At 73.3% G+C, this 25,610-nt stretch carries 21 protein-coding genes; 17 read left to right on the forward strand and 4 right to left on the reverse strand.

The window, feature by feature from the left end; all coding sequences use genetic code 11:
- The first annotated feature begins 408 nt into the window (after positions 1-408).
- The 8 genes from ACZ3YL_RS31310 to ACZ3YL_RS31345 all read left to right on the forward strand — a co-directional run bounded on the left by ACZ3YL_RS31310 (position 409) and on the right by ACZ3YL_RS31345 (position 10,896).
- Positions 409-2,532, forward strand: a complete 2,124-nt coding sequence (locus ACZ3YL_RS31310; RefSeq protein ID WP_465660617.1) for a glycogen debranching N-terminal domain-containing protein — start codon at positions 409-411, stop codon at positions 2,530-2,532.
- A gap of 164 nt (positions 2,533-2,696) precedes the next feature.
- On the forward strand, positions 2,697-3,455 hold the full coding sequence (locus ACZ3YL_RS31315; protein ID WP_188306066.1) for an NUDIX hydrolase: 759 nt from the start codon (positions 2,697-2,699) through the stop codon (positions 3,453-3,455).
- A 141-nt stretch (positions 3,456-3,596) separates the two neighbouring features.
- Positions 3,597-3,884, forward strand: a complete 288-nt coding sequence (locus ACZ3YL_RS31320; protein WP_188306067.1) for a hypothetical protein — start codon at positions 3,597-3,599, stop codon at positions 3,882-3,884.
- 209 nt (positions 3,885-4,093) lie between these two features.
- A complete protein-coding gene (locus ACZ3YL_RS31325; RefSeq protein ID WP_465660583.1) occupies positions 4,094-5,647 on the forward strand; it encodes an ABC transporter ATP-binding protein in 1,554 nt (517 codons plus the stop codon).
- Positions 5,648-5,650: 3 nt separating this feature from the next.
- Complete coding sequence (locus ACZ3YL_RS31330; protein WP_465660585.1) at positions 5,651-6,556, forward strand: hypothetical protein; 906 nt, start codon at positions 5,651-5,653, stop codon at positions 6,554-6,556.
- 195 nt (positions 6,557-6,751) lie between these two features.
- A complete protein-coding gene (locus ACZ3YL_RS31335) occupies positions 6,752-7,630 on the forward strand; it encodes a FadR/GntR family transcriptional regulator (RefSeq protein WP_188306069.1) in 879 nt (292 codons plus the stop codon).
- A gap of 501 nt (positions 7,631-8,131) precedes the next feature.
- Positions 8,132-9,778, forward strand: a complete 1,647-nt coding sequence (locus ACZ3YL_RS31340) for an RNA polymerase sigma factor (RefSeq protein ID WP_188306070.1) — start codon at positions 8,132-8,134, stop codon at positions 9,776-9,778.
- A 218-nt stretch (positions 9,779-9,996) separates the two neighbouring features.
- Positions 9,997-10,896 (forward strand): S1 family peptidase, encoded by a 900-nt coding sequence (locus ACZ3YL_RS31345; protein ID WP_317621168.1) that lies wholly within the window; start codon positions 9,997-9,999, stop codon positions 10,894-10,896.
- A gap of 225 nt (positions 10,897-11,121) precedes the next feature.
- Here ACZ3YL_RS31345 and ACZ3YL_RS31350 read toward each other — a convergent pair whose 3' ends face one another.
- Complete coding sequence (locus tag ACZ3YL_RS31350; RefSeq protein ID WP_188306071.1) at positions 11,122-11,355, reverse strand: DUF7455 domain-containing protein; 234 nt, start codon at positions 11,353-11,355, stop codon at positions 11,122-11,124.
- A 538-nt stretch (positions 11,356-11,893) separates the two neighbouring features.
- Here ACZ3YL_RS31350 and ACZ3YL_RS31355 point away from each other — a divergent pair.
- The 6 genes from ACZ3YL_RS31355 (at position 11,894) to ACZ3YL_RS31380 (ending at position 19,007) form a co-directional block, all read left to right on the forward strand.
- Positions 11,894-14,005 (forward strand): DNA gyrase/topoisomerase IV subunit B, encoded by a 2,112-nt coding sequence (locus ACZ3YL_RS31355; protein WP_188306072.1) that lies wholly within the window; start codon positions 11,894-11,896, stop codon positions 14,003-14,005.
- A 162-nt stretch (positions 14,006-14,167) separates the two neighbouring features.
- Positions 14,168-14,653, forward strand: coding sequence for a DUF1453 domain-containing protein (locus ACZ3YL_RS31360; protein ID WP_465660588.1), 486 nt, complete (start codon positions 14,168-14,170; stop codon positions 14,651-14,653).
- A gap of 30 nt (positions 14,654-14,683) precedes the next feature.
- On the forward strand, positions 14,684-15,859 hold the full coding sequence (locus tag ACZ3YL_RS31365; protein ID WP_465660590.1) for a sensor histidine kinase: 1,176 nt from the start codon (positions 14,684-14,686) through the stop codon (positions 15,857-15,859).
- A 73-nt stretch (positions 15,860-15,932) separates the two neighbouring features.
- The gene (locus tag ACZ3YL_RS31370; protein ID WP_465660592.1) at positions 15,933-16,637 is read left to right on the forward strand and encodes a response regulator; all 705 of its coding nucleotides are present in this window, start codon (positions 15,933-15,935) and stop codon (positions 16,635-16,637) included.
- Between the two features lie 370 nt (positions 16,638-17,007).
- A complete protein-coding gene (locus ACZ3YL_RS31375) occupies positions 17,008-17,334 on the forward strand; it encodes a DUF485 domain-containing protein (RefSeq protein ID WP_411292989.1) in 327 nt (108 codons plus the stop codon).
- Positions 17,331-19,007, forward strand: coding sequence for a solute symporter family protein (locus ACZ3YL_RS31380; RefSeq protein ID WP_188306075.1), 1,677 nt, complete (start codon positions 17,331-17,333; stop codon positions 19,005-19,007). Before ACZ3YL_RS31375 ends, ACZ3YL_RS31380 begins: the two co-directional genes overlap by 4 nt.
- A 72-nt stretch (positions 19,008-19,079) precedes the next feature.
- Here ACZ3YL_RS31380 and ACZ3YL_RS31385 read toward each other — a convergent pair whose 3' ends face one another.
- Both ACZ3YL_RS31385 and ACZ3YL_RS31390 read right to left on the reverse strand, forming a co-directional pair.
- On the reverse strand, positions 19,080-19,769 hold the full coding sequence (locus ACZ3YL_RS31385) for a response regulator (protein WP_465660594.1): 690 nt from the start codon (positions 19,767-19,769) through the stop codon (positions 19,080-19,082).
- Positions 19,769-21,355, reverse strand: a complete 1,587-nt coding sequence (locus tag ACZ3YL_RS31390) for a sensor histidine kinase (protein ID WP_465660596.1) — start codon at positions 21,353-21,355, stop codon at positions 19,769-19,771. The genes ACZ3YL_RS31385 and ACZ3YL_RS31390 overlap by 1 nt, the downstream gene beginning before the upstream one ends.
- 302 nt (positions 21,356-21,657) lie before the next feature.
- On the opposite strand from ACZ3YL_RS31390, the gene ACZ3YL_RS31395 reads away from it, so the two are divergent.
- From ACZ3YL_RS31395 to ACZ3YL_RS31405, 3 genes are read left to right on the forward strand one after another with little or no spacing between them, the layout of a single operon-like run.
- Entirely contained in the window at positions 21,658-22,464 is an 807-nt protein-coding gene (locus tag ACZ3YL_RS31395) for an ABC transporter ATP-binding protein (protein ID WP_188306078.1), read from the forward strand.
- Complete coding sequence (locus ACZ3YL_RS31400) at positions 22,454-23,323, forward strand: ABC transporter permease (protein ID WP_188306079.1); 870 nt, start codon at positions 22,454-22,456, stop codon at positions 23,321-23,323. Before ACZ3YL_RS31395 ends, ACZ3YL_RS31400 begins: the two co-directional genes overlap by 11 nt.
- Before the next feature lie 37 nt (positions 23,324-23,360).
- Complete coding sequence (locus tag ACZ3YL_RS31405; protein WP_465660599.1) at positions 23,361-24,431, forward strand: ABC transporter substrate-binding protein; 1,071 nt, start codon at positions 23,361-23,363, stop codon at positions 24,429-24,431.
- Positions 24,432-24,568: 137 nt separating this feature from the next.
- Here the strand turns inward: ACZ3YL_RS31405 and ACZ3YL_RS31410 are convergent, their stop codons facing one another.
- Complete coding sequence (locus ACZ3YL_RS31410) at positions 24,569-25,471, reverse strand: sucrase ferredoxin (RefSeq protein WP_465660601.1); 903 nt, start codon at positions 25,469-25,471, stop codon at positions 24,569-24,571.
- Between the last annotated feature and the right edge of the window lie 139 nt (positions 25,472-25,610).

The following is a 25,610-nucleotide window of genomic DNA, read 5'->3' on the forward strand; positions in this document are numbered from 1 at the left end:
CACCCCGGGGGCCCTGTACCCGGACGGTGTCCGACCGCAGCCCGAGTTCCGGGCGGCCGTCCGGCGGCGCAGACCGACCGGGCACGACCGGCGGCCCATCGGACGAGGGCCGCGGGGGCAGGGCGTCACGGGCGGGGCGTCACCGGTAGGCCGGGGCGCCGGACCTGACGACGTGACGTGCCGGGCACGATGAGGTGCCCGACGCGAAAGGCGCGGTGCGCCGGTACCGGCCCGGTATCGCGCACCGCATGGCACGGCCCGCCGCCGGGTACGGCCAGACACGGCACACCCGCCGACGGGGTCAGACCTCGCCGGCCAGGCACCACCAGCACGCGATCGAGCATGCTCGCGGCCCACCGGCCTGACCGGCCACCGGACCGCCGAAGGGAGGAGAGTCCGGTGACCGCCATGAGGCCACTACAGGCCATGCCGGCCGAGAGCGTGGTCGGCGCGCCCAGACCGGTCGGCCGTTTCGACCAGGTCCCGACGGCCGGGCCCGCAGGCGCACTCGCCGGCCTCGGACGGCCCGCGGCCCCGCCGCGCCCCCAGCCCCCCGCCGTCCACCACGCGCTGCTCTGCGTCAACGCCCCCGCGATGGCCGCCTCCGGCTCGGACGGCCAACTGCGCGGCCACGGCCTGCACGGCTTCTACCGCAACGGCGTCCGGGTGCTGGCCCGGATGGAGCTGCGGCTGGGCGGGATGGAGCCGCTGCCGCTCCAGGGCAACCTGACCAGCACCGCCCAGGCCCGATTCCTCGGATCCGTGCGCCTCCCCGGCGACCTCGACCCGGACCCGGCGCTCACCGTCGAGCGACTGCGCCACGCGGACGGCGTGGAGACGGTCACGGTGCGCAACACCGGCGCCCGGCCCGCCCGGCTGCCGCTGGAGATCGCCCTGGGCACCGACCTCGGCCCGGTCGCCGAGATCGCCGCCGGTCACCGCCCGCCCGACCTGCCCGGCCAGGTGCAGTCCGCCGGGCTGCGCTGGTCGGGCCCGGTGCACTGCGCCGTGGTCAGCGCCAAGCCCTCCCCGCACGCCGTCCTGGCCGGGGCCGGGGTGCTCCGCTGGGACTTGGAGGTCCAGCCCGGCACCCGCTGGTCGGTCGAGCTGTGCGCCGAGCTGGAGAGCGCCCCGGGCGGCCCGCGTCCGCCCGGCGGGCGCGGCACCGGTGTCCCGCTGCCCTGGACGGACCCGGAGGTGCGCAGCGACGACCCGCGCGCCGCCCCGCTGGTCTACCGTTCCCTGGACGCCCTCGGCGGGCTGCTGTTCGCCGACCCGGACCGCCCCACCGACCTCTACCCGGCCTCCGGAGCGCCCTGGCGCTTCGGCCTCGCCCCGGCCGACGCGCTCTGGGCCGCCCGGCTGACCCTCCCGCTGGGCACCCGGCTCGCGGCCGGCACGCTGCGCGCGCTGGCCCGCCGGCAGCAGGTCGCCCCCGCCCCCGGCCGTACGGAGGGCCTGCTGCCCGGCGGCCTGCGGCACGGCGGCCCCGAACTGCCGCCCACCTGCACGGCCACCGAGGCCACCCTGCTGTTCGTCACCGTGCTGGCCGAGGCCTGGCGCTGGGGCCTGCCCCGGGCGGAGGTCGCCGAACTGCTCCCGGCCGCCGAGCGGGCCCTGGCCGCCCTGCGGGAGGGCCTGGTCGACGGCTTCGTCACCGATCTGAGCCGCCCGGTGGAGGAACGGGGCGCCCAGCCGGTGGCCGCCCGCGTCGAGGTCCAGGCGCAGGCCCACCGGGCCGCCCTGCACGGCGCCGAACTGCTGGAGGCCTTCGCCAGGCCGGGAGCCGGGGACTGGCGGAGCTGGGCCGCCGACCTGCGCGGGCGCTTCCGCGAGCGGTTCTGGATCGACGACCTCTCCGGCGGCCGCCCCGCCGCCGGACTAGCTCCGGGCGGCCAACCGCTGCCGGCCCTCGCCTCCGCCCTGGTGCACCTGCTCGACACCGGGCTCGCCGCCGACGGCGGCCGGCACGAGAGCCTGCTGGACCGCGAACAGACCCGGCTGTTCGCCCAGCGCCTGGTCGCGCCCGAGCTGGACAGCGGCTGGGGTCTGCGGACCCTCAGTGCCAAGTCGCCCCGCTTCAACCCGCTGGGCCACCGCGGCGGCGCGGTGCGGATCCACGAGACCGCGCTGGCGATCGCCGGGCTCGCCGAGGCCGGCCACGAGAACGAGGCCGGCACCCTGTTGGAGGGCCTGCTCGCCGCGTCCGCCCACTTCGAGGCACGGCTGCCGGAGATGTACGCCGGGGAGCAGCGCACCCCCGGTTGCCCACCGGTGCCGCACCCCGCGGCCTGCCGCCCGGCGGCGGTCTCCGCGGCCGGGGCCGTCCACGCGGTGTTCGCGCTCGCCGGAGTACGGCCGGACGTCCCGGGCGGCCGCGTGCTGGTCCGTCCGGCCAGCACCGCTCCGCTCGGCGAACTCGAACTGACCGGCCTGCGGGTGGCGGGTGAACCCTTCTCGGTCCGGGTGAGCCGGATCGGGGTGGCGATGGTGGAGGAGGCCTCCGCGGACCTGCAACTGGTCGCCCGCTGACGCCGGGCCCGGCAGCGCCCGTCGCCACCTGCCCGCCCACCCTCCGGCCGCCCCGGCACTGGTCGCCCGTGCGCGAATCGTGCCGGGCGGCCACGGCCACCGGTGCTACGCGCTCCCCGTACGGGCCTGTGCTTATCGTCAGAGAGACGACTATGATCGTCGCCATGTCGCGCTACGATCCGTCGGCCTTCCCCCCGTTCGCAGTCACGGTTGACCTGGTGGTTCTGACGGTGCGCGACCACTCCCTCTGCGCCCTTCTGGTCAGACGGGGCGAGCCGCCCTACCAGGGGTACTGGGCCCTGCCCGGTGGCTTCGTCCGCCCGGACGAGGGCCTGGCCGAGGCGGCCTCCCGCGAGCTGGCCGAGGAGACCGGGCTGCGCGCCCACTCCGCCCCTGGCCACGAGGCGGCGGGCCCCGGCGCGGCCGGTGCTCACCTGGAGCAGCTCGCCACCTATGGTCACCCGCAGCGCGACCCCCGGATGCGTGTGGTCAGCGTCGCCTACCTGGTGCTCGCTCCCGACCTCCCCACCCCCCGGGCCGGCGGCGACGCCAGCAGCGCCCGCTGGGCCCCGGTCAGCGAACTCCTCGGTGAGAACCCGGCCGACGGGGTCCCGCTCGCCTTCGACCACGGCCTGATCCTGGCCGACGGCGTGGAACGCGCCCGTTCCAAGATCGAGTACTCCTCCCTGGCCACCGCCTTCTGCCCGACCGAGTTCACTGTGGGCGAGCTGCGCCGCGTCTACGAGGCCGTCTGGGGCGTCGCCCTCGACCCGCGCAACTTCCACCGCAAGGTCACCGGCACCCCCGGTTTCCTCCTGCCCTCCGGCGGCACGACCACCCGTCAGGGCGGTCGCCCGGCCCAGCTCTTCACTGCGGGCGGCGCGACCGTCCTCAACCCGCCCATGCTCCGCCCCGACGCCTGAGCCCCCGCCGCCCCGGACACCCGTCCGAGCGGGGCGCCGAACGGCCCCGGCCCGCAGGCCGACAGTGCGCCCCCGATGCACAGTGTCGGTGGACGCTTCGGCCGCCGGGCCGAAGGCCTTCGGACCCCTGGGAGCCCTGTGATGACCGCCGACCACCTGTGCGCCAATCAACGGGACGGCCTCGTGAAGCTGGTGGCGGCCTTCGACAGCCTCACCACGACGACCGACAGGACCGAGAAGCAGCTGGCCGCCCTGAAGGCCGCGCACGCCGCCCCGGCGACGATCGCCTCCGTACAGGAGACGTTGGACGCCGAGCGGGAGCAGTTGGCCCAGATCGCCCTGGAAGGCAAGGTCGCCGCCGAGGACTTCCAGCAGCAGTGCGGCGGCGAGCCGCTCCCGCGGGGCGCCGAGGCCTTCCTGACGACCTAGGCACCGGCTCCTGGCCCGAAACCTGGGTGGTGGCGACGGTCCGCCGGAGAGGCCGACGCCCGTGAATCGCAGGATCGGATTGTCCCCTGATCGGGTGAGGTGGGCGGGCGGTGGGCCCGTGGCGGTTCGGTAATGCCCGGATTCTGTGGCGCTGACCCCTAATGTGCTGGCGTCGAGCAGGTCGGCCAAGGGCATGGGAGCAGCCAGCGATGATCCAGATCACCGGACTGACCAAGGTCCATCGCAAGGGCGTCCCACCCGCCGTACTTGATCTGACCTTCGACGCCCGGCCCGGGATGGTGACCGTGCTGCTCGGCGACGAGGGGGCCGGCAAGTCCACCGCGCTGCGGCTGATGCTCGAACTCGAACGAGGCCAGGGCATCGCCCTCTTCGACGGCCGTCCCTACCGCCGGATCCGCCGCCCCGAGCGCGAGGTCGGCGTGCTGCTGCCCGGGCCGGGGGAAGGGGCCGCGGCGGTGTCCGGGAACCCGGGGCGCAAGGCGCGTGGTCACCTGCGGATGCTGGCCGCGGCCGTCGGCGTCCCCGCGCGGCGGGCCGACGAGCTGCTGGAGCAGACCCGGCTGGCCGCCGTGGCGGGGCAGCGGCTGCGGACCTTCTCGCCGGGCATGCACCGTCGGCTCTCACTGGCAGCCGCGCTGCTCGGCGATCCCGGCACCCTGCTGCTGGACGCGCCGACCGAGGGCCTGTCCCCGCGCAACGTCGAGTGGTTCCACTCCTTCCTGCGCTCCTTCGCGGTCGCGGGTGGAACGGTGCTGGTGACCACCCGGATCCCGCAGGAGGCCGCGCAGCTCGCGGACCGGGTGGTCACCCTGGACCGCGGCCGCCTGGTGGCCGACCAGCCGGTCGCGGAGTTCTGCCGGACCAGGCTCAGCCCCGAAGTGGCCGTCCGGGGGCCCCAGATGGCGCGGTTGGCCGACCTGCTGGTCAGCCAGGGCGCCGAGGTGCGCCGGGACGGCGGCGCGGGGCTCGCGGTGGCGGGCATCGACCGCACCGAGATCGGTGAACTCGCCTACCAGCACGGGATCCTGCTGCACGAGCTGGCCGACCGGGTGGTCGAGCAGCCGGTGCCCCGGGCCGCGCTGCCAGTCGCCTCCGGCCGCTCCGGCCGCCTCCGTCTCCAGCCGGATCCCGAGTCGGCCGACGGGGCGGCCCCCGAGGGCGCGCAGCCGGGCACCGACCCGCACCACGAGCCCACCGCCGCCGAACCCGCGCGCCCCGAACCCGCACACCCTGAGCCTGCGCACCCCGAACCCACGGTCCCGGAGCCCGCCACGGGGGGCCGTGTCCGCGAGGATGCGCCCCGGAGCACCCGTGCTCTGCCCGTCGCAGCCGTGACAGCCGCCCTGCCAGTCCTCGCCGCGGTCAACGCCCCGCAGCCGGACCCCGCCCCCACAGTCGCTTTCGACCGGCTCTTCCGCGACCAGCCCGGCGCCGCTGGGCCCGACCACGCCGAGGCGCTCCGCACCGGGATCGAGCCCCTCCGGTCCGAGACCAAGCCCGAGACCAGGCCGGAGACCAGGCCCGAGACCAGGCTGAAGACCAAGCCCGAGACCAGGCTGAAGACCAAGCCCGAGACCAGGCCGGAGACCAAGCCCGAGATCGGGCCGGAGAACGAGACCGGGACCGAGCCCGTGCGCCGCCGTCGGAGCGCCGCCGACCTGCTCACCGACGACACCGTCCGGCTCGGCCGGGTCACCACCGGCAAGGCCCCCGCCACCCCCGACGACCACCGGAGCGAGTGAACCGTGCGTGTCCTGGCCTACGAGCTGCGCCGCCTGCGCGGCCTGCGTTCCACTTGGCTGCTGCTCTCCGCCGTCCTGCTCTGCGACGCGGTCGTTGCCGCCGTCCTGGCGAGCCAGACCCCGGCCGGTCCGCTGGCCGGCCCGGCCGGGGTGCGGTTGCTGACCGCCGCCGTCCCGCTGATCCCGCTGCCCTTCGCGGCGCTCGGCGCAGGCGTGCTGGGAGCGCTCTCGTACGGGCACGAGGTCCGGCACCCGGGGCTGGCGGCCTCGCAGGTGGCCTACTCGCGCCGGGTGCGGCTGCTGCTGGCCAAGCTGGTGGTGGTCGGCCCGGTCGCGGCGCTGCTGGCGCTGGCCACCCTGCTGCTCGACACGGTGGCCGTGCACCTCGCCCTGCCGGACGGGGTGACGGTGGCGGCCTGGACGGATCCCGGCGCGCTGTCCGACGGGGTGTCCGGGGCGCTGGGCGGCGTCGGGCTGAGCGGGCCGGCCGAGCTGCCGGGCGCGTTCGCCCCGCTGGCGTTGGTGTCCGGGCACGGGGTGCCGGCCGCGCTGCTGGCCTTCGTCCTGCTGACCGTGGTGGCCGCCTGGACCGGTGTGCTGACCGCCTCGCTGACCCGCAGCGCAGCCGCCGGGGTGCTGCTGCTGTGCGCGCTGCCGCCGCTGCTGGAGTCCGGCGTGGCCCTGGTGCTGCGCCGGACCGGCCGCCCGTGGCCGACCCGGGCGGCGGAGCTGCTGCCCTTCCAGTCCGGCGTCGAGTGGGCCTACGGCTGGGTGTACGGCGGAGCCCGCGGGGCGGTCGCCGGGAGCGCGGCGTTGTCGGATCCGGCGCTGCTGGTGGCGGTCGCGGCGCCGGCGGCAGCCCTGCTGCTGGCCGCGCTGCTCGTCCAGGCCCGCCGCCGCTCGCTGTAGACCCGCCGTCGCGGGCACCGGGGCCCGCCATGCGGACCGCACGCCGTCCCGAAGTACCAAGATCGACCAGCAGTGACCGTAATGAGCGGTTCTTCCTGATAAGAAGTCAATTATCCAGTCACGGTCGATCACCCTTTCGTGTGCTTTTCACGAGAATCCTCAAGCTGCGCCTGCCGATCGCCGACAAAGGATGGCGTGAGTACCCTTGCGCACCCCACCATGACCCCCGCCCGTTCCGCCGATGGGCCCATCCACGGCCCCGGCGATCTGGACCGCTTCTCGTACGCCGACCGGCCGACCCCGCCGGCGCCCCGCTGGGAGGGCGCCGAGTCCGACATCGCCCGGGTCGGCCGCAAGACCACCAGCAGCCGCGGCCGCGGTCTGCACGGCCAGCTGGTCCAGCAGCTCGGCCAGATGATCGTTTCCGGCGACCTCGGTGCCGACCGTCCGCTCGTGCCCGAGGAGATCGGCCAGCGCTTCGAGGTGTCGCGGACGGTCGTCCGCGAGTCGCTGCGCGTGCTGGAGGCCAAGGGCCTGGTCAGCGCCCGCCCGAACGTCGGCACCCGGGTGCGCCCGGTCGGCGACTGGAACCTGCTGGACCCGGACATCATCGAGTGGCGCGCCTTCGGCCCCCAGCGGGACGAGCAGCGCCGGGAGCTGTTCGAGCTTCGCTGGGCGATCGAGCCGCTGGCCGCCCGGCTCGCGGCCGGCCACGGCCGGGAGGACGTCCAGCAGCGGCTGGTCGAGCTGGTCGAGATCATGGGCCACGCCACCGCGCAGGCCGACCTCTCCACCTTCACCCGGGCTGACACCGAGCTGCACGTGCTGGTCCTGCAGATGGCCGGCAACCGGATGCTGGAGCACCTGTCCGGCATCATCTCCTGCGCACTGCAGGTCTCGGGCGGTCCGACGATCTCCTGCGAGCGGCCCTCCGAGTCCTCGGTCGGCCTGCACGCCCGGCTGGTGGACGCGCTGGGTACCGGCGACGGCACCGCGGGCGAGGTCGCGATGCGGGCGCTGCTCACCGCTCACCCCGAGATGGAGCCGTCCGTCCCCGCCCCCCGGGAGCACTGAGCGGACTGTTCTCGGCGAGCGGACGCGCCGGGCGCGGTCCGCTCCTCCAGGGCCCTCCGGCCGCACCATGTGGCGCTGCCGGAGGGTCTCTGCGCGAAGGAAGGCATGCGGGCGTGGCGCCGGGGGCGGTTTGCGGGGACAGGGCCCCGCGCCCATTCCCCGACGGCGTGTCCCGCCCATGACAATCGACTTCGGCGCGAGTGCGCGATGATGGATGACGGCCCCGGGGCCGTGGGCGCCGAGTGGTGTGACCCGCGACACCAAGGCCATGCGTAACACTTGACGAGTAGCAGCGATGTCTCCTGAGCGGGAGCAGCTCCGGAATACTCCAACATGTCAGAATGCTGTGTTGGTCCGCGGCGCTGCTGCCGTCCTGCAAACCCAGTCCTCAAGCCCGAGTCGGTCGGAATCGACACCGCGCGTCCGGCGCGCGATCTCCTTCCCCGCCCGCTCGGGCGGCCGGTACGGGTTCGAGTCCACTCATCGTCCGAGAGGTTGTTCGTGTCGGCCAGCACATCCCGTTCGCTTCCCCCCGAGATCGCCGAGTCCGCGGCTCTGCTGGCGCTCATCGAGCGGGGCAAGGCCCAGGGGCAGATCGCCGGTGACGACGTGCGCCAGGCGTTCGAGGCGGACCAGATCCCGGTCACCAAGTGGAAGAACGTCATGCGCAGCCTCAACCAGGTGCTGATTGAGGAGGGGGTGGACCTCATGGTCAGCGCGGCCGAGCCGGCCGGCGCCAAGCGCAAGAGCGTTGCTGCCAAGAGCCCCACCAAGCGCACCGCCACCAAGGCTGTCACCACCCGGACCCCGGCCGCTTCGTCGGCCCCGACCAAGCCGCCCGTGCGGATCGCCCCCGGCGCCCCCGTCGCGGCTCCGGCCGTCGCGGCCGCCGCCACGGCGCCCGCCCCCACCGTGTCCGCCGAGATCACCGTCGAGGAGACGACCACCGTCGTCGCCGGGGTGAAGGCCGTTCCGGCGAAGAAGGCCGTCGCGGCCAAGAAGACCGCGGCCAAGAAGACCGCCGCGCCGGCCAAGAAGACCGCGGCCAAGAAGACCGCCGCCGGCAAGGCCGGCAAGGGCGACGAGGAGCTGCTCGGCGAGGAGGAGCTGCTCGAGGAGACCGCGCTGCCCGGCGACAAGGCCGAGGCCGAGGGTGCTCCGGAGGAGGAGTCGGAGGGCTTCGTCCTCTCCGACGACGACGAGGACGACGCGCCGGCCCAGCAGGTCGCCGTCGCCGGTGCCACCGCCGACCCGGTCAAGGACTACCTGAAGCAGATCGGCAAGGTCCCGCTGCTCAACGCCGAGCAGGAGGTCGAGCTCGCCAAGCGCATCGAGGCCGGCCTGTTCGCCGAGGACAAGCTCTCGGCCGCCGACAAGCTCGCCCCGAAGCTCAAGCGCGAGCTGGAGATCATCGCCGAGGACGGCCGCCGGGCCAAGAACCACCTGCTGGAGGCCAACCTCCGTCTGGTGGTCTCGCTGGCCAAGCGCTACACCGGCCGCGGCATGCTGTTCCTGGACCTGATCCAGGAGGGCAACCTCGGTCTGATCCGTGCGGTCGAGAAGTTCGACTACACCAAGGGCTACAAGTTCTCGACCTACGCCACCTGGTGGATCCGCCAGGCGATCACCCGCGCCATGGCCGACCAGGCCCGCACCATCCGCATCCCGGTGCACATGGTCGAGGTCATCAACAAGCTGGCCCGCGTCCAGCGCCAGATGCTCCAGGACCTGGGCCGCGAGCCCACCCCAGAGGAGCTGGCCAAGGAACTCGACATGACCCCCGAGAAGGTCATCGAGGTCCAGAAGTACGGCCGCGAGCCGATCTCGCTGCACACCCCGCTGGGCGAGGACGGCGACAGCGAGTTCGGTGACCTGATCGAGGACTCCGAGGCGGTCGTCCCGGCCGACGCGGTCTCCTTCACCCTGCTCCAGGAGCAGCTCCACTCGGTGCTGGACACCCTTTCCGAGCGTGAGGCCGGCGTGGTCTCGATGCGCTTCGGTCTGACCGACGGCCAGCCGAAGACGCTCGACGAGATCGGCAAGGTGTACGGGGTCACCCGTGAGCGCATCCGCCAGATCGAGTCGAAGACCATGTCGAAGCTGCGCCACCCGTCGCGCTCCCAGGTGCTGCGCGACTACCTGGACTGATCGATCCACCGGTCGGCCAGGCCCGACCGTCAGCAGGACACGACGAAGGCCCGGAACCCTTGGGGTTCCGGGTCTTCGGGTTGTTCGGGGGCGGTGCGTCAGCGTCCGGGTGGCGCTTGTCGCTCGTCCGGGTGGCGGCCTGCCGGGAAGCGGTCGCGCAGTGTAGTTGATCACCTACGCTGTGGCGGTTGCCTGCTGCCGAGCCTTGTGGAGTCACGGTGCTGACCGACCCGGACCGAGCCGACCTGCCGACCTCCGTCCCGCGCCGGGCCGTCCTGGCCGCCGCCCGGACGGGCCGTCGCCGGCGGCGCGGCGCCCTGCTGGCCCTGCTCGCCGCCGTCCCCGTGCCGTTGGCCGCCCTCGGGGTGGCCGGTCCGGCCGAGGCGCAGCGCCGGGTGGTGGGGGGCGCCACCGTGAGCACCGCCGACCACCCCTGGATCGTGGCACTGGCCAGTCGCCAGCAGTTCGGCAGCGGGCGCTCCGGCCAGTTCTGCGGGGGTGCGCTGGTGACCCCGACCAAGGTGGTGACGGCCGCGCACTGCTTCTACGACGAGTCCAAGGGGCGGGTGGACCGGCCGGGACTCAAGGTGGTGGTCGGGCGGGACGACATGCGCGGCTCGGCCGGCCGTGAGGTGGCCGTCCAACGGGTCTGGATCCACCCCGACTACAACTTCGCCGCGAACATGAACGACGTGGCGGTGCTCACCCTCGCCGACTCCCAGGGCTCCCGGCCGGTGGTCGAGCTGGTCGGCCAGGGGGAGAGCGGGCCGTACGCGGCGGGGACCGGCGCGCAGGTCTACGGCTGGGGTGACACCAGCGGACGGGGTGACTACTCGCCGGTGCTACGTGAGGTGGATGTGCCGATCGTCTCGGACCAGACCTGCGCGCACGCCTACCCGGGCGGACAGGACGGCAAGTTCGACGCCCGGGGCATGGTCTGCGCGGGCGAGGAGAAGGGCGGCAAGGACGCCTGCCAGGGCGACAGCGGCGGCCCGCTGATCGTGGCCGGCCGGCTGGCCGGACTGGTGTCCTGGGGGACGGGCTGCGCGGAGGCGGGCCATCCCGGCGTCTACACCCGGGTGTCCTCGGTCACGGACGCGGTGCGCTCCGTGCTCTGAGCATCACCACTAGTGATGGCGCGGTGACGCTCTGACGCTGTTTCGGCTGTGGCCGAGCCCTGGCCGCACCCCCGGCCCCGCGGTCGCGGCGAAGGGGAGGGAGCCGTCGGGAGAACAGCAAAGCCGGGTGGACGGCCCCGAAAGGGTCCTCCACCCGGCTTCCCGATCGCGCGCGGTGCGCGGCCGGACACAGCTCGACGCTGGCTGCTTGTGGTGGCGCCTGGGTCAGCGCTCCTCGTCGGCAACCGTCGTGTTGGTGCTGGTGCTGAGACGGCCGCTCTCGTCCTGTATCTCCACGGCGATCTTCTTGAGCTCCGGCTCGAACTTCCGGCCGTGGTGGGCGCAGAAGAGCAGCTCTCCGCCGCTGGCGAGTACGACGCGCAGGTATGCCTGGGCGCCGCAGCGGTCGCAGCGGTCAGCCGCGGTCAGCGGGCTCGCAGGTGTCAGAACAGTAGTCACGTCGCCTCTTCTCTAGCTCGACGAGCTGTCGTACCAGGGTCAACATCCAACCAGGCCGAAAACGTTCCCGCTCGTGGCTTTTCTTCTCTGAGGATTCTGCTGTGTTGATGAGGAGGTGCCCCGGGCGCCGGTGGTTCATGCGTGCCGAATCCCGGGATCCGCCTGTCGCTCGAACGTCCGATCGGGACCGGGTCCGAGGTCCGCGTAGCATAATCCTCTGCCGGGTTGGAGCATAAGCCCCGTCCCGGGCCCCGGTAGCCTGCATAACGGCAGTTCCGGAGCCTGAGCCGGACCCCACGATCCGCCAGGACCGGTGGTACCGGGAGGAGATGGCGCCCCCGGGGCCCACACCCGGACGCGGTCCTTGTTCGCGCAGCGCGTACAAGCTGCGCCGGGCCGGCCCGGCGTGCTGTGCACCTGTCGCAGGGGTGCGAGCACACAGAGCGACGACTGTCGGTGCGGCATGCTGCACTGGCGGTTGGTCCGGATGCGTCCGGATGTGACCGATGAGACAGAACTTCACCGAGGAGAGTGCCGCGTGAGTGCCGAAACGACCGTGCCGTCCGCGCTGCTGGCCGGCGACGACGGTTCCAACTACACCGCGCGGCACCTGCTCGTCCTGGAGGGTCTGGAGGCCGTCCGCAAGCGCCCCGGCATGTACATCGGTTCCACCGACAGCCGTGGTCTGATGCACTGCCTCTGGGAGATCATCGACAACTCGGTCGACGAGGCGCTGGGCGGCCACTGCGACCGCATCGAGGTCCTGCTGCACCCGGACTCCTCGGTGGAGGTCCGTGACAACGGCCGCGGCATCCCGGTCGACGTCGAGCCCAAGACCGGGCTGTCCGGCGTCGAGGTCGTGATGACCAAGCTGCACGCGGGCGGCAAGTTCGGCGGCGGCTCGTACGCGGCCTCCGGCGGTCTGCACGGCGTCGGCGCCTCGGTCGTCAACGCGCTGTCCGCCCGGCTGGACGTCGAGGTCGACCGCAGCGGCCACACCCACGCGATCAGCTTCCGCCGCGGCACCCCCGGCATCTTCACCGAGGCCAGCCCGGACGCGCCCTTCGAACCGGCCAACGGCACGACCAGGACCCGCAAGGTGCCCAAGGGCCGCACCGGTACCCGGATCCGGTACTGGGCCGACCGGCAGATCTTCCTCAAGGACGCCAAGCTCTCCCTGGAGCACCTGCACAACCGGGCCCGGCAGACCGCCTTCCTCGTCCCCGGCCTGACCATCGTCGTGCGTGACGAACGGCTCACCGAGAGCGAGCAGGTCCAGGAGTCGGTCTTCCACTACGACGGCGGCATCGCCGAGTTCTGCGAGTTCCTGGCCCCCGACAAGCCGGTCAGCGACGTGGTGCGGCTGCACGGCGAGGGCACCTTCAAGGAGACCGTGCCCGTCCTGGACGACCTCGGCCACATGACCCCGACCGAGGTCACCCGGCACCTGGGCGTGGACATCGCGCTGCGTTGGGGCACCGGCTACGACACCACCCTGCGCTCCTTCGTCAACATCATCGCCACCCCCAAGGGCGGCACCCACGTCACCGGCTTCGAGCGCTCGCTGGCCAAGACCGTCAACGAGGTGCTGCGCGCCAGCAAGCTGCTGCGCGTCGCCGAGGACGACATCACCAAGGACGACGCCACCGAGGGCCTCACCGCGGTGGTCACCGTCCGGCTCGCCGAGCCGCAGTTCGAGGGCCAGACCAAGGAGGTGCTCGGCACCTCGGCGGCCAACCGGATCGTCGCGGCCGTCGTCGCCAAGGAGCTCAAGGCCTTCCTCACCTCGGCCAAGAAGGACCAGAAGCTGCAGGCCCGGGCCGTGCTGGAGAAGGTCGTCGCCGCCGCCCGCACCCGGGTCGCCGCCCGGCAGCACAAGGAGGCCCAGCGCCGTAAGACCGCGCTGGAGACCAGCTCGCTGCCCGCCAAGCTGGCCGACTGCCGCAGCGACGACGTCGACCGCAGCGAACTGTTCATCGTCGAGGGGGACTCCGCGCTCGGCACCGCCAAGCTCGCCCGCAACTCCGAGTTCCAGGCGCTGCTGCCGATCCGCGGCAAGATCCTCAACGTGCAGAAGGCCTCGGTGAGCGACATGCTCAAGAACGCCGAGTGCGCCGCGATCATCCAGGTGATAGGGGCCGGCTCGGGCCGCACCTTCGACATCGACCAGGCCCGCTACGGCCGGGTCATCTTCATGGCCGACGCCGACGTCGACGGCTCGCACATCCGCACCCTGCTGCTGACCCTCTTCCACCGCTACATGCGGCCGATGGTCGAGCAGGGCCGGGTCTTCGCCGCCGTCCCGCCGCTGCACCGGATCGAGCTCACCAACCCCAAGCGCGGCCAGGAGAAGTACCACTACACCTACTCCGACGCCGAACTGCGCTCCACCCTGCTGGAGTTCCAGCGCAAGGGCCAGCGCTGGAAGGAGCCGGTGCAGCGGTACAAGGGTCTGGGCGAGATGGACGCCGACCAGCTGGCCGAGACCACCATGGATCCGCGCCACCGCACCCTGCGCCGGATCAACCTGGGTGACCTGGAGCAGGCCGAGAAGATCTTCGACCTGCTGATGGGCAACGACGTCGCGCCGCGCAAGGAGTTCATCGTGGACTCGGCGGCCACCCTGGACCGCTCGCGCATCGACGCCTGAGGCGTCTGACGCGCCCGGCGGAGCGGGGGCCTCCACCCACGGGTGGAGGCCCCCGCTCCGCCGGTTCCACCCGCCATCCACCCCGGCTCCGATCAGCGGGGAGCGCCGGATCCGTAGCGTCGGAGAGGTCAGCAACAAGCCTCTCGCGGGACGGAGAATCCGATGACTGCCCTCGCTAACCTCCTCGTGATCGTGGCGGTGGTGGCCCTGGTGGTCACGCGCCAGATGCGCGTCCAGCGGCTGGACACCGAACGCCGGTTCTGGCTGCTGCCGCTGATCCTGGGCGTGTTCGCGCTGCGCGATCCGCAGATCATCGACCACCAGCACACCGCGCTGTCGGTCACCCTGCTCGCCGCCTCGCTGGTCACCGTGCTCGCGATGGGGACGGCCTGGGGCTGGACCGTCCGGATCTGGCGGGGCGCCGACGGCAACGTCCTGGTCAAGGGCACCAAGGCCACCCTGGCCGCCTGGGGTGGAATGATCGCCATCCGGATCGGCCTGTACGCGATCGGCTCGGCCCTGGGCGTCCACCAGGCGGGCAGCTCGCTGATGCTCGGCATGGCGGTCCTGCTGCTGGTCCGCTCGCTCGTGGTCAACTGGAGGGCCCGGACGCTGGAGCACGCACCGGCCACCGCCGTACTGCACTGATCCCCCGCCGTGAGCACCGAGGAGGCACCCTTGTCCGGGTGGTACTGGACCCGCTGGCCGTCCCGGGAGGGGCTGGAGCGCGAGGTCGAGAGTCGGCCGCGGCGGGTCCTCACCGTGTTCGGCCGGACCGTCCTGCTGGGTGTCGTCAGCTGGGGGACCTTCTCCGACGGCAAGTACGCCGGCTGGGCGGTGACGGCCGCGGCGGCCGGGCTGGTCGCGGCCGCCACGCTCTGCGTGCTGTACCTGCGCGCCACCCGGGAACAGCGCCCGGCGGCCGCGTACCTGCTGGCCGCCGCCCTGGTCGGCGGTGCCTGGATCGCCAACTGGGGACTGGCCTACACACTGGCCGACTTCCTGTGGATCGGGCTGGCCGTGACGGCGCTGACCCGGATGCCGCCCGCGCCCGCGCTGATCGCCGCGGCGGCCGCGCTGGGCTCGTACACGGCGGCTTCGCCGGCGAGCTGGCTCAGCGTCTCCGCCACCATCGGCGGTTCCGTCCTGGTCGGCTTCCTGCTGCGGCTGGACGTCGAGGCACGCGGCACCGCCCGCCGGCTGCTGGTCCAGGAGCGCGCTGTCCGGGCCGCCGAGGCGGAGAGTGCGGCGCTCGCCGAACGGGCCAGGATCGCCCGGGAGATCCACGACGTGCTCGCCCACAGCCTCTCCGCGCAGCTGGTCCACCTGGAGGCGGCCCGGCTGATGCTGGACGCCGGGACGGACCGCGCGCAGGTCCGCGAACGGGTCGTCGCCGCACGGCGGATGGCGCAGGACGGGCTGGCCGAGACCCGGCAGGCGCTGTCCGCGCTGCGCGGGGAGTTCACGCCGGTCGGGGAGTTCCTGGTGGAACTGACCGAGCGGGAGCGGGCCCCGCTGACCGTCACGGGTACGCCCCGCCCGCTGGCCGCCGAGGCCGGGTTGGCGGTGCGGCGCACCGCGCAGGAGGCGGTGACCAACGTCCGCAAGCACGCGCCGGGCGCCCGCTGCTCGGTCGAACTGCGCTACCTGGCCGACGCGGTGGAGCTGGAGGTGCGCAACGCCCGGGCGCCGCGCGGCCAGTCCGCCGGCGAGCCGGCTGCCGCCGAGCTGGCAGCCAGCGGCAGCGGGTACGGTCTGCTGGGGATGCGCGAACGCGCGGAACTGCTCGGCGGCACCCTGCTGGCGGGCCCGGAGGACGGAGGGTGGCGGGTGTTGCTGCGGGTGCCGGCATGAGTGTGCGGAGCGAACTCGTCGTCGAGGGGCGCGGATCGCGCGAAGCGACTGCTGAGCGCGGCGAGGTGGGCGCATGAGCGCCATGGTCACCAGGGTGCTGGTGGCGGACGACCAGACGGTGGTGCGCGAGGGCATCGTGATGCTGCTGGGGCTGCTGCCCGGCATCGAGGTGGTCGGTGCGGCGGCGGACGGAGCGGAGGCCGTCGCCCTGGTGGAGCGTCATCACCCGGACGTGGTGCTGATGGATCTGCGGATGCCGCGTGTCGACGGCGTCGAGGCGACCCGACGGATCCGGGCCGCGCACCCGGAGACCGAGGTCGTGGTGCTCACCACCTACGCCGACGACGAGTCGCTGTTCCCGGCGCTGCAGGCCGGGGCGCGCGGCTACCTCACCAAGGACGCCGGCGGCGAGGAGATCGCCAAGGCCATCGCGGACGTCCGCTCGGGTGCGGCCGGGCTCTCCCCGCAGGTCCAACTCCGGCTGCTGGAACGGCTTTCGGAGGCGCCCGTGAAGTCCGCGCGGACGGACTCGCCGAGCCCGGAGCGGTCGGCCGCGCGGAGCGGGGAGCTGCCGGACGGGCTGACCGTGCGGGAGGCCGAGGTGCTCGCGCTGATCGCCGAGGGGCTCTCCAACGCGGAGATCGCCCAGCGGCTGTTCGTCAGCCAGGCCACCGTGAAGACGCACATCAACAACCTGTTCGCCAAGACCGCGGTGCGGGACCGCGCGCAGGCGGTCGCGTACGCCTTCCGGCACGGAATCACCGGTACGCAGCAGTAGTCGGATGAGCGTCCGTCGGATGATCGATCACCTCATCGAGTGAACGTATCTGCGATGGTCAGGGACGGTGTCCGGGGGCCTCCATGATGGTTTGGGTCAGAACGCCCGGCTCGGCCCAGGAGCAGCAGTGCCACAGCAGCAGACCAGCAGTCCCGGACAGGGGCAGCGATTCGACTGGTGGGCCGCTCCGGCCACCGCCGCCGCGTCCGAGCCGGTTGCCGCCCCCCGCCGAACGGCCGTACCGGCCCAGCCGGTACCCACTCGGTCGGCCGCCACGCCGGAACAGGCGGCCGCGCCCGTCGCGCCGCCGGTCGTGCCGCCGCCGGCACCGGCCGTCGCCCCGGTGGCCCCGCAGGAGCCGGCGGCGCCGGTGAGCACCACCGACAGCACCGTGGTCTACCGGAGCGTCCAGGCCAGCGCGGCCTTCCAGGACATCCGCCGCAGCTACCGGGGCTTCGTCTTCCCGGTCAGCGGCGCCTTCCTCGGCTGGTACCTGCTGTACGTCGCCGCCGAGGCCGCCGCCCCCGGCGTGATGCGCAGCCCGGTGGCCGGCCCGCTCAACGTGGCCTGGCTGCTCGGCCTGCTGCAGTTCGCCTCGACCTTCCTGCTCACCTGGCTCTACGCCCGCAACGCCCGGACCAAGCGCGACCGCGCCGCCCTGGGCCTGCGCTGGGACACCCAGGACCAGCTGCGATGACGGCCACCACCGGCGTGCTGACCACCGCCACCCCGCCCCCCGTCGCCCCCACCGGCCAGCACCACGGCCTGGCGATCGTGCTGTTCGCCGTCATCGTCCTGGTCACCCTGGGGATCACCCTCTGGGTCGGCCGCCAAGGCAACGCCGCCGAGGACTTCTACACCGGCGGACGCGACTTCACCCCGCTGCAGAACGGCTTCGCCCTCTCCGGCGACTACCTCTCCGCCGCCTCCTTCCTCGGCGTCGCCGGGCTGATCGCCCTCTACGGCTACGACGGCGTGCTCTACAGCATCGGCTTCCTGGTGGCCTGGCTGGTCGTGCTGATGCTGGTCGCCGAACTCGTCCGCAACGCCGGCCGGTACACCCTCGCCGACGTGCTCGCGCTGCGGCTGCGCCGCCGCAAGGTGCGGGCCGCGGCAGGCGGCGCCAGCGTCGTGGTCACCCTGCTCTACCTGGTCGCCCAGATGGTCGGCGCCGGTTCGCTGGTCGCGCTGCTACTCGGCACCAACAGCGCTCAGGCCCGGACCTGGACCATCATCGCGGTCGGCGCCCTGATGATCGTCTACGTCACGATCGGCGGGATGCGGGCCACCACCTGGATCCAGATCGTCAAGGCCTTCCTGCTGATCGCGGGTTCGGTGCTGCTCACCGTGCTGCTGGTGGTCCGCTTCCACGGCGACCTCCTCGAGCTGATGCGCCAGGCCGCCCGGCACAGCGGCGCCGGGCACCGCTACCTCGAACCCGGGCTCAAGTACGGCGCTACCTTCACCAGCCGGCTGGACTTCTTCAGCCTGGGCCTGGCCCTGGTGCTCGGCACCGCCGGCCTGCCGCACATCCTGTCCCGCTTCTACACCGTGCCCACCGCCCGGGCCGCCCGCCGCTCGACGATGTGGGCGATCGGTCTGGTCGGCGGCTTCTACCTGATGGCCATCGCGCTCGGCCTGGGCGCCACCGCGCTGGTCGGCTCGGCCGAGGTGCGGCACGCCAACTCGGCCGGGAACACCGCCGTTCCGCTGCTCGCCCTGGTGCTCGGCGGCGGCAACGGCAGCACCGGCGGGGTGGTGCTGTTCGCGCTGATCTCGGCGATCGCCTTCGCCACCATCCTCGCCGTGGTCGCCGGGCTGACCCTGGCCTCCTCGGCCGCCTTCGCCCACGACATCTGGGCCGGCGCCTGGCGCTGCCGCCCGCGCCGTCGTGGCGGGGAGGAGACCGCCGAGAAGCCCAGTGAGCAGCAGGAGGTGGTGGTCGCCCGGTTCGCCGCCGTCGGGATCGGCGCGGTGGCGATCGTGATCAGCCTGTACGCCCAGCAGCTGAACGTCGCCTTCCTGGTCGGCCTCGCCTTCGCGGTGGCCGCCTCCTCGAACCTGCCGGTGCTGCTGTACAGCCTGTTCTGGTCGCGGTTCACCGCCCGGGGCGCGGTCTGGTCGGTGTACGGCGGGCTGGTCCCGGCGATCGTGCTGGTGTTCTTCTCGCCGGTGGTCTCCGGCTCCAAGGCGGCGCTTTTCCCCGGAGTGGACTTCCACTGGTTCCCGCTGGAGAACCCCGGGATCGTGTCCATCCCGCTCGGCTTCCTGGCCGGCTGGATCGGGACGCTCACCTCGCCCGAGCCCGCCGACGCGGACCGCTTCGCCGAGCTGGAGGTGCGTGCCCTCACCGGTGCGGGCGCGGCCTAGGCCTTCCTTTCGGAGTCTGCCGTCGCGTCCCGGGAACCCCGGCGGGCTGGGGCCGCCGGGGTTCCCGGATGTCTAGGCGCCTCTGGCCGCCAGTCCGTAGCGGTGCTCCGGGCGGCCGGTGTCGCCGTAGCGCAGGGTCAGCCGCAGCTGGCTGTCGCGCTCCAGCTGCTTGAGGTAGCGCTGGGCGGTCGAGCGGCTCAGTCCGGTGGCGTCGGCGACCTCCTGGGCGGACAGCGGCCGGCCGGCCCGTCGCAGCACGCCGAGCACCAGGTCGGTGGTGGGCGCCGAGTGGCCCTTCGGCAGGGCCCCGGTGGGCGCGCAGGCGCTGCGCAGGGTCGCGAACAGCCGGTCCACCTCGTCCTGGCCGGCCTCCCGGGCGGGTGCGGCCAGCGCGTGCCGCAGCTGCGCGTACGAGACCAGCTTGTCCCGGAGCCCGGCGAAGGTGAACGGCTTGACCAGGTACTGCAGGGCGCCGTGCTGCATCGCGGCGTGCACCGTGGAGACGTCCCGGGCGGCGGTCACCATCATCACGTCGCAGGCCACCTGGCGCTCCCGCAGCCGGCGGACCAGCGCCAGTCCGGTCTCGTCCGGCAGGTGGTGGTCGAGCAGCAGGAGGTCCACCGGACGGCGCTCCAGCGCGGCCAGGGCCTCCCCGGCCGAGTGGGCGGTGCCGGTGACCCGGAAGCCCGGCACCTTGGCCACGTACGCGGCGTGCACGTCCGCGACCCGGAAGTCGTCGTCCACCACGAGTACGTCGATCATCACGCCTCCACGAGCTGAGCGGTGAGCAGGGCCTCGGGCAGCTCGACGGTGAACCGGGCGCCGCCGAGCGGGCCGGTGTCGAGCACGATCCGGCCGCCGGTCCGTTCGACCAGTCGCCGCACCATCGCCAGGCCCAGCCCGCGCGGGCGGTGCGCGGGCGCGTCCTTGCTGGTCCACCCCTCCTCGAAGACCTGGCGGCGCAGTTCCTCCGGTACGCCCGGGCCGCTGTCCGCGACCTGCAGCAGCAGGGTGGAGCCGGCCGCCGCCAGCGTCACCTCCACGCTGCCGCCCCCCTCCAGGGCGTCCACCGCGTTGTCGATCAGGTTGCCGAGCACCGTCACCAGCGCCCGGGCGTCCACCACCGCGTCCGGCAGGTGGGCGGCCGGGGCCAGCGCCAGTCGCACCCCGCGCTCGCCGGCCACCGCCGTCTTGCCCGCCAGCAGCGCCGCCACGTGCGGGTCCTGCACCTGCTCGGCGATCCGGGCGGCGACCACGGCGTGCGAACCGGACTGCTCCGAGATGAACGCCACCGCCTGCTCGTGGCGGCCGAGTTCGAGCAGGCCGAGGAGGGTGTGCATCCGGTTGGCGTGCTCGTGGTCCTGGGCGCGCAGCGCGTCGGTGAGGCTGCGGGTGGTGTCCAGCTCGCGGACCAGCGACTCCAGCTCGGTGCGGTCGCGCAGCGTCACCACGGCCCCCTCGCTGGTGGCCGTCCGGTTCACCACCAGTACTCGGTCGTCCCGTACGGCGGGCAGGTCGGGGCCGGTGATCCGCCCGGTCAGCACGTCGGCCAGCCGGCCCGGTGGCAGCACCTCAGCGATCGGGCGGCCGGTGCAGTCCTCGGGCAGGCCGAGCAGCCGCAGGGCCTCGTCGTTGGCCAGCCGGATCCGGCCGCGCTCGTCCAGCGCCACCATGCCCTCGCGGATGCCGTGCAGCATCGCCTCCCGCTCGACCAGCAGCGCGGAGATGTCGGCCAGCGCGATGTTGTGGGTGCGGCGCTTGAGCCGGCGGGCCAGGACGAGGGTGGCGACGGTGCCGGCGGCCAGGCCGGCCCCGGCACACAGCAGGATTCCGGTGAGCATCTTCAGCAGGCGGCGTCGGATCGAGTCGTCGCTGATGCCGACGGACACCTCGCCGACGATCCGGCCGTCCGTCGTCCGCAGCGGCACCTTGCCGCGGGCGGTGCGGCCCAGGGTGCCCTGCTGGATCGCGGTGACGCTGCGGCCGCTGAGCGCGGGCTCCGGGTCGGTGCTGACCCGTTGGCCGATCCGGCCGGGGTCGGTGTGCGAGAGGCGGATGCCGTCCAGGTCGGTGACCACGACGAAGCTGGCGCCGGTGGCCAGCCGGATCTGTTCGGCGTTGCGCTGCGCGGTGGCGGTGTCCCGGGCGTCGGCGGCCCGGGCGATGGTCTCGTCGGTGGCGGTGGCCTGGGCGATGGACAGCGCCCGCTGCATCGCGTCGTGGTCCAGTTCGCTGCTGACCGGGGCCAGGAACAGCCCGGCGGTCACGGCGGTGACGCCGACGGTGACGACGGTCTGGCTCAGCAGGAGCTGGGCGAAGACCCGGCGGGGCCAGTGGGGGAGCTTCATCCGGGCCTCCTCTCGGTGGCGGCGGTGCTACGGGGGTGGGGGGTCGGGACACCCTATGTTTCCGGGGTGTTTCTGTCAGCCCGCGTCCCCGCAGTTGTAGCGCAAGCAAAACGAGCAGAACACCCCTCAATGCGGAGAAGTCGCACTTCGCGGAGAAGGCTCCCGCCGGGGCCGGGGCCGCTCCTACCGTTCCGGGGCAAGCACTGACCCCGGAGGAACGAAATGCGTGAGCGAGCGCGGCGAGTGAACCGTCGAGAGGCGCGCCCGGTGCGAAGCACCCACCGAGCGAAGCGGGGTGGGGCATGAGCACCCCGGCGATCGAGCTGACCGGCGCGACGAAACGCTTCCGCACCCCCTCGGGGGCCCTGCACACCGCCGTCCGCGATCTCGATCTGACCGTCGCCCAGGGCGAGTTCGTCGCCGTCGTCGGCCCCACCGGCTGCGGCAAGTCCACCACGCTGACGCTGGTCAGCGGTCTGGAGGAGCCCACCGAGGGCGAGGTCCGGGTGTACGGCGAGCCCGTGCGCGGGATCGACCCCAAGGTCGGGTTCGTCTTCCAGCAGGACGCCGTCTTCCCCTGGCGCACCGTGCTGTCCAACGTGATGGCCGGGCCGCGCTTCCGCGGCGCGCCCACCGCCGAGGCCAGGGAACGGGCCCGGGACTGGCTCGGCCGGGTCGGCCTGGCCGCGTTCGAGGACCGCTACCCGCACCAGCTGTCCGGCGGCATGCGCAAGCGCGTCGCGCTCGCCCAGACCTTCGTCAACGACCCGACCATCCTGCTGATGGACGAGCCCTTCTCGGCACTGGATGTGCAGACCCGCGCCCTGATGTCCGACCAGCTGCTGGAGCTGTGGGCCGGCACCGGCTCCTCGGTCGTGTTCGTCACCCACGACCTGGACGAGGCCATCGCGCTCGCCGACCGGGTCGTCGTGATGACGGCCGGGCCGGCCACCGTCAAGGAGGTCTTCACCGTCGACCTACCACGACCGCGCACCGTGGAGGCCGTCCGGCTGGAACCGAGGTTCGTCGAGCTGTACCGCGAGATCTGGGCCTCGCTCGGCGAAGAGGTGCGCATCACCCGGGAGAGAGGAGCGGGTCGTGCCGCTTGAGAGCGCGTCCGCCGTCACCGGGAAGACCCCGGCCGTCACGACCAGGACCGAGGCCCGCGAACGGGCCGCCCGCAACCGCAGGTTGACCGTCTACGCGGCCCGGCTCGGGGTGCTGGTCGCCTTCCTCGGCCTGTGGGAGCTGTGCGCCCGCACCGAGGTCATCGACCCGTTCAACTTCTCGCAGCCGTCGAGGATCTGGGACCAGATCTGGCAGTGGATCACCCACGGCACCGCCCAGGGCTCGCTCGGCGAGCAGATCGGCTACACCCTGTACGAGGCCCTCACCGGCTGGGTGATCGGCGTGGTCGGCGGTGTGCTGCTGGGCATCGCGCTCGGCCGGATCCGCTTCCTGGCCGATGTGTTCGGGCCGTACATCAAGGTGCTCAACGCCATCCCGCGCATCGTGCTCGCCCCGATCTTCCTGATCTGGTTCGGCCTCGGCCCGGCCTCCAAGGTGGCCTCCGCGGTGGTGCTGGTCTTCTTCCCGGTGTTCTTCAACGCCTTCCAGGGCGCCCGCGAGGTGGACCGCAACCTGGTCGCCAACGCCCGCATCCTGGGCGCCGACAACCGCAAGGTCACCCTCCAGGTGGTCATCCCCGCCGCCACCACCTGGATCTTCACCAGCCTGCACGTCAGCTTCGGCTTCGCGCTGATCGGCGCGATCGTCGGCGAGTACATCGGCGCCACCAAGGGCCTCGGCCTGCTGGTCGCCGCCGCCCAGGGCACCTTCAACGCGGCCGGGGTGTACGCCGCGATGACCATCCTCGCGGTCGTCGCGCTGGTCACCGAGGGGCTGTTGACCCTCGCCGAGAAGAAGCTGTTCCGCTGGAAGCCCGCCGACGCGGGCGACGGCCGCTGAACTCCCCCCCACCCGCCCGAAGAGAGGCACCTCCACGATGCGCTCGAACCCGATCAGCAGATCAGCCGCCGTCGTCCTCGCCGCCGCCCTGGTCCTCCCGCTCTCCGCCTGCGCCAACGATGCCGCCACCTCCGCCCACGGCGCCGCCCCGGCCGGGCAGCAGGTCGACGGACCCAAGGTCAAGATCATGGTCGGCGGCCTGGACAAGGTCATCTACCTGCCCGCGATGCTCACCCAGCGGCTCGGCTACTTCGCCGACGCCGGCGTCAACGTCGAGCTGCTCACCGAGCCGGCCGGCGTCAACGCCACCACCGCGCTGCTGGCCGGCGACGTCCAGGGCGCCGTCGGCTTCTACGACCACACCATCGACCTCCAGGCCAAGGGCAAGCACGTCGAGTCCGTGGTCCAGTTCGCCCAGGCCCCCGGCGAGGTCGAACTCGTCTCCGCCAAACAGGCCGACGCCATCAGGTCCGGCGCCGACTTCAAGGGCAGGAAACTCGGCGTCACCAGCATCGGCTCCTCCACCGACTTCCTCACCAAGTACCTCGCGGTCAAGAACGGCGCTTCCGTCAGCGACTTCAGCCCGATCGCGGTCGGCGCCGGCCAGACCTTCATCGCCGCCCTCCAGCAGGGCAGCATCGACGCCGGGATGACCACCGACCCGACCGTCGCCGCCGTCCTCGACAAGGGCCTCGGCAAGATCCTCTACGACCTGCGCACCCCCGAGGGCTCGCGCCAGGCACTCGGCGGGCTCTACCCCTCGTCCTCGCTGTACATGAACACCGACTGGGTGGAGAAGAACAAGGAGACCACCCAGAAGCTCGCCGGCGCCTTCGTGAAGACCCTCAAGTGGATGTCCACCCACAGCCCGGAGGAGATCGCCGCGAAGATGCCCGCCGACTACGCCCAGGGCGGCGCCGAACAGTACGCGGCGGCGATCAAGTCCACCCTGCCGATGTTCACCACCGACGGGGTGATGCCGGCCGACGGGCCCAAGACCGTGCTCGCGGTGCTCGCCGCCTTCCACCCGGACGTCAAGGGCAAGGAGGGGACGATCGACCTGTCCCGGACGTACACCACCGAGTTCGTCGGCAAGGCCGCCGGCTGAGCCCTGCTGCCCGCGGTCCCGCGCTCACCCCCACGGGCGCGGGGCCGTCGGGGCCGTCTCCTGGACGCAGGCGGGCCCGGCAAGGACCCGGGAGACGGGCCCTGCCCGCCTCGTTCGGCCTGCCCGCCTCGCTCGCCCTACACGCCTCGTACCGAGAGCACGTCCATCCGCGACGGCGTCCCCGCCGCCTTGCCGCAGCTCTCCGGACGCGGCGGCTCGCTCACCGACTCGATCACGTCCACCTCCCAGATCCGGCCGTCCCGGTGCACCACCCGCACCAGCCAGCGGCCCGCGCCGTCCGGCCGCTGCGCCAGGGTCAGCGCGTCCACCCCGGTCTCGCCGGTCGCCAGCCGCACCGCGTGCTCGGCCGCCTGGCCCGGACGCTCCCAGCCCGAGCAGCCCCGCGACCACTCCGGCACCATGTGCCCGGCCGCCGTCGCCGCCAGCACCTCCTTGGCGCTCTCCGGCGTCAGCCGCCCGTACGCGTAGCCGTACGGCAGCACCAGCATCGTGGGGGAGAAGCGGTGCCCGCCCAGGTGGGTCACCTCCCACACCTCGCTGTGCCCGGCCGCCGCCAGCTCCGCCGCGAGCGGACGGCCCAGCAGCGCGCAGCAGCGGTCCCGGCGGCCGTTGGTGCACACCAGGGCCAGCGGGCCGCCGACGTGCTCCACCCCGAACCCCGTGTGGTCGCCGACGCCCAGGGCCGAGAAGTCCAGCTCCAGCAGCCCCGCCGGATCCGCCACCTGCGCCCGGCGCACCCAGCCGCGGCCCGGCACCGTGTGGGCCACCACCACCTCGCGCCGCGCGGTCGGCAGGCAGTCCGCGTGCCGGCCCGGCCGCCGGATCAGGGCCACCCGTACGCCGGTGCCCGCCGCGGCCGCCTCCAGGGCGCGCCCGATCGCCACGTCGAGGTGGCTCTCGCCCAGCGCCTTCGCACCCCACGGGCCGTTCTGCTCCAGCAGCAGCCAGGTGGTCGCGACCGCCGCCGTCGCGGTCAGCGGCTCCGAAAGTTCACGCGACACGGTCGCACAGGTGCTCACCAGGGCAAGGCTACCCTCAGCGGTTCGGCCCGGCCCGGAGCAGGAAAGGGGCCCGGGCGGAGCCGCGGGGAGAGGTCCCGGACGCGTCGGAGGGCGGGGCTCCGGACGCGCCGGAGGGAGAGGCCCCGGACACGTCGGG

The organism is Kitasatospora sp. NPDC023176 (assembly GCF_055560495.1).

Coding starts and splice junctions, on each gene's coding strand:
- ACZ3YL_RS31380 (WP_188306075.1), top strand. CDS start 17,331: ATGACGGCCACCACCGGCGTGCTGACCACCGCCACCCCGCCCCCCGTC.
- ACZ3YL_RS31405 (WP_465660599.1), top strand. CDS start 23,361: ATGCGCTCGAACCCGATCAGCAGATCAGCCGCCGTCGTCCTCGCCGCC.
- ACZ3YL_RS31315 (WP_188306066.1), top strand. CDS start 2,697: ATGTCGCGCTACGATCCGTCGGCCTTCCCCCCGTTCGCAGTCACGGTT.
- ACZ3YL_RS31360 (WP_465660588.1), top strand. CDS start 14,168: ATGACTGCCCTCGCTAACCTCCTCGTGATCGTGGCGGTGGTGGCCCTG.
- ACZ3YL_RS31390 (WP_465660596.1), bottom strand. CDS start 21,355: ATGAAGCTCCCCCACTGGCCCCGCCGGGTCTTCGCCCAGCTCCTGCTG.
- ACZ3YL_RS31325 (WP_465660583.1), top strand. CDS start 4,094: ATGATCCAGATCACCGGACTGACCAAGGTCCATCGCAAGGGCGTCCCA.
- ACZ3YL_RS31310 (WP_465660617.1), top strand. CDS start 409: ATGAGGCCACTACAGGCCATGCCGGCCGAGAGCGTGGTCGGCGCGCCC.
- ACZ3YL_RS31370 (WP_465660592.1), top strand. CDS start 15,933: ATGAGCGCCATGGTCACCAGGGTGCTGGTGGCGGACGACCAGACGGTG.
- ACZ3YL_RS31395 (WP_188306078.1), top strand. CDS start 21,658: ATGAGCACCCCGGCGATCGAGCTGACCGGCGCGACGAAACGCTTCCGC.
- ACZ3YL_RS31320 (WP_188306067.1), top strand. CDS start 3,597: ATGACCGCCGACCACCTGTGCGCCAATCAACGGGACGGCCTCGTGAAG.
- ACZ3YL_RS31385 (WP_465660594.1), bottom strand. CDS start 19,769: ATGATCGACGTACTCGTGGTGGACGACGACTTCCGGGTCGCGGACGTG.